The sequence below is a fragment of the Streptomyces sp. DvalAA-14 genome (assembly GCF_900091855.1).
GTDB lineage: Bacteria > Actinomycetota > Actinomycetes > Streptomycetales > Streptomycetaceae > Actinacidiphila.
On the sequence record NZ_FMCH01000064.1, the window covers coordinates 1 to 3197 of the forward strand.

Consider the following 3197-nt stretch of genomic DNA (forward strand, 5'->3'; position numbering starts at 1 on the left):
GCTCGCGCAGTTCCTCGCGCCCCTTTGGGGCTCGCCCCGTTGGCGGGGTGGGCTGGTCGCGCAGTTCCTCGCGCCCCTTTGGGGCTCGCCCGTTGGCGTGGGTGGGCTGGTCGCGCGGTTCTCCGCGCCCCTTTGGGGCGCTCCGTTACCCGTCAGGGTGCCGGGGCGCCCCGGGTGAGTGCCCGGTCAGGGGCGCGCCCTCAGGACTGGTCGCGGATGACCACCGTGTGGGTCAGCTTGTCGGCGAACGTCTGGTTCTTCTCGTCCCACAGCGGCCACAGCCACCCCAGATAGCACGCCATGTTGTCCAGGACATGCAGCAGTCGCCGCCCGAAGGCGAGGCCGAAGCCGAGGGTCGCGCCGTCGTACTCCTTCAGCAGGCGGATGCCGGCGATCCGCTTGCCCGGGGTCTGGCCGGTGGCGCCCTCGCGGTAGCAGACGTAGAAGAGGGATGCGAGCCCGAGCACCCCGCCGAGGACGATCAGGAGGACGGAGCCGCCCGACGTGTGCGGCAGGGGGCAGTTGTCGCTGGAGATGCCCTGGTTGTCGCAGTCGTCCACCCGTTCGGAGAGCTTGATGACGATCCGGACGTAGCCCGCCGCCGCCAGGCCCACCGGCACCAGGAAGAACATCAGCCCGTCGAGGAGAAGGGCGCCCAGCCGCAGTCCCCAGCTCGCCAGCGGCGGCATACCGGGCAGCGGGACGCGCGACCCGGGCCCGGGCCCGGGCCCGTAACCGTAGGGCTGCGGCGGCGGGAAGCCGCCCTGCTGCTGCGGGAAGCCCTGCTGCGGATATCCGTAAGGCTGCTGGGGCGGCTGGCCGTAGGGTCCGGGCTGCGGCGGGTACGGGCTCTGCTGCGGCTCGCTGTACGGCTGCGCGTCGCCGTGGGGCTGCGGCGGATCGCCGTACGGATTGCTCGGACCGGGGGGCTGACTCACGGGCTCTTCCTTAAGCGGGCAGGGCGGACGAGGGGACAGAAAGGGCAAAACGTACAAGGGCGGGCGCGGCCCGTCGAGCGGACATTTCAGGGGCCGCGGGACATCGTCCGGCCCGCGACGGGGGGCGCGCAAGGGACAAAGTTGTCCGGTTCGCGGGCTGATTGGTCGGTCGCGGGCCCGATCCGCGAGGATGGGAGCATGACCGCCCAGATTCTCGATGGCAAGGCCACCTCCGCAGCGATCAAGTCCGAGCTGACCACCCGGGTCGCGACCCTGAAGGCCCGCGGGATCACTCCCGGCCTCGGCACCCTGCTGGTGGGTGACGACCCGGGCAGCAAGTGGTACGTGGCTGGCAAGCACCGCGACTGCGCCCAGGTGGGCATCGCCTCGATCCAGCGCGAACTGCCGGACACCGCCACCCAGGCGGAAATCGAGGCCGTGGTCCGCGAGCTGAACGAGAACCCGGAGTGCACCGGCTACATCGTCCAGCTGCCGCTGCCCAAGGGCATCGACACCAATCGGGTGCTGGAGCTGATGGACCCGGCCAAGGACGCCGACGGCCTGCATCCGATGAGCCTGGGCCGGCTGGTGCTGAACGAGCCCGGTCCGCTGCCGTGCACCCCCAACGGCATCGTGGAGCTGCTGCGGCGCCACGACGTGGAGATCAACGGCGCCCATGTGGTGGTGGTCGGGCGCGGCATCACCGTCGGGCGGTCGATCGGCCTGCTGCTGACGCGCAAGTCGGAGAACGCCACGGTGACCTTGTGCCACACCGGCACCCGGGACCTGTCCGCGCAGCTCCGGCAGGCGGACATCGTGGTGGCCGCGGCGGGTGTGCCGCACATCGTCAAGCCGGAGGACGTCAAGCCGGGTGCCGCGGTGCTCGACGTGGGCGTGAGCCGGGACGAGCACGGCAAGATCGTCGGGGACATCCATCCGGGCGTCGCCGAGGTGGCCGGCTGGCTGTCGCCGAAGTCCGGGCGGGTGGGCCCGATGACGCGAGCGATGCTGCTGCTCAACGTGGTGGAGGCGGCCGAGGCGATGGCAGCGGCGGCCGCGCTGGGCGTCCCGGCTCCGGAGCGGGCGGCCGGCCGTGTCGGCTGAGGCGGCCGGGGTGACCCCGTCCTCCGAGCCGGAAGCGGCCCGGCACCCGGCCGAGCCCGCGTGGCGGCACGCCCGTGACCCGCGCGAGCCCCATCACCCCCGCGAGCCCCGCGGCCGGCCGGCGATGACCACCAGCACCCCCGCGCCCCGAGGGCGGCGGCGCGGCAGCCGGCGGCGATGCCCCGGCCCCCGCCCGGCAGTGGCCGATCCTGCTGGTCATAGCCGGCGTGGTGATCGGGCTGATCGTGACCGCGACCGACGCCTTCCGGACCGGAACGCTGCTGATCGGCAGCTCGCTGCTGGTCGGCGCGGGCCTGCGCTGGGGCCTGGCGAAGGTCGGCATGCTCGCGGTCCGCAGCCGTTTCACGGATGTGATCACCTATGGGGTGCTGGGCCTGGCCATAGTGCTGCTGGCGCTGATGGCACAGCCCGACCCGCTGATCCGGATCCCGTTCCTGGAGGACATCATCCACTTCTCCGTCCGCTGAGGACGGGGCGCGCGGCACCGCTCGGCGCATCCTTCCCATAGCAGCTCGCCTGCCCCCCGTGATGCCTTTGTCCGGAAATTCCTCCGGACGAGGCACCCGCGTTCTACCGTGGCCCGGGCATGGCTGTCGAGGGATGCGAGGGACCCGGCGTGGGGCAGTGGGAACCGTTGGCGGACCGTATCCCGGTGGATGTACGGCGGCTCGCCACGCAATTACGGCGGATGAAGGACCGCAGCGGGCTGACCGTACCGGCGCTGGCCGCCCGAACCGCCCAGTCCGCCGGGACCTGGGAGAGCGCGCTGGCCGGGAGGCGGTTGCCGCCGCTGGACGCCGTGGAGGTGCTCGCGCAGGCCAGCGGCGCCGACTACGACCGGATCGACGCGCTGTGGAAGCTCGCCGAGAAGGCGGCGGCAGGCCAGGGCGACCGGGTGCCCGGCAGGCCGGTGCCGTATCCCGACCCCCTCGACCCGCTGGGCGCCGAGGACGGCCTGCCCCGGCGCGGGCGGCGGGTCCTGCTGCTGGCGGTCGTCGGGACGCTGGCCGCCGCCGCGCTGGTCGCGGTGCTCCTGACGGCGGGGCCGAGTACGGGACGGGCCCCCGCGGGTTCGACGCCGTCGGCCGCGGTCGCCGCTCCCGGGGCGCCGGCTCGCACGGCGGGCGCGGGGAG

4 protein-coding genes are annotated in these 3197 nt (G+C 73.3%); 3 read left to right on the forward strand and 1 reads right to left on the reverse strand.

Translation table 11 applies throughout. The features are described 5' to 3' along the window. Positions 1-200: 200 nt before the first annotated feature. On the reverse strand, positions 201-938 hold the full coding sequence (locus GA0115240_RS02945) for an RDD family protein (RefSeq protein ID WP_093735074.1): 738 nt from the start codon (positions 936-938) through the stop codon (positions 201-203). 198 nt (positions 939-1136) lie between these two features. Between GA0115240_RS02945 and GA0115240_RS02950 the strand changes: the two genes are divergently transcribed. The 3 genes from GA0115240_RS02950 to GA0115240_RS02960 form a co-directional block, all read left to right on the forward strand. Further along, positions 1137-2042: a bifunctional methylenetetrahydrofolate dehydrogenase/methenyltetrahydrofolate cyclohydrolase gene (locus GA0115240_RS02950; protein ID WP_093735075.1), complete on the forward strand. Its 906-nt coding sequence runs from the start codon at positions 1137-1139 to the stop codon at positions 2040-2042. Positions 2043-2269: 227 nt separating this feature from the next. After that, on the forward strand, positions 2270-2530 hold the full coding sequence (locus GA0115240_RS02955) for a DUF3017 domain-containing protein (protein WP_370673264.1): 261 nt from the start codon (positions 2270-2272) through the stop codon (positions 2528-2530). Positions 2531-2649: 119 nt separating this feature from the next. Then, on the forward strand, positions 2650-3197 hold a 548-nt coding region (locus tag GA0115240_RS02960), incomplete at its 3' end, for a helix-turn-helix domain-containing protein (RefSeq protein ID WP_141708701.1).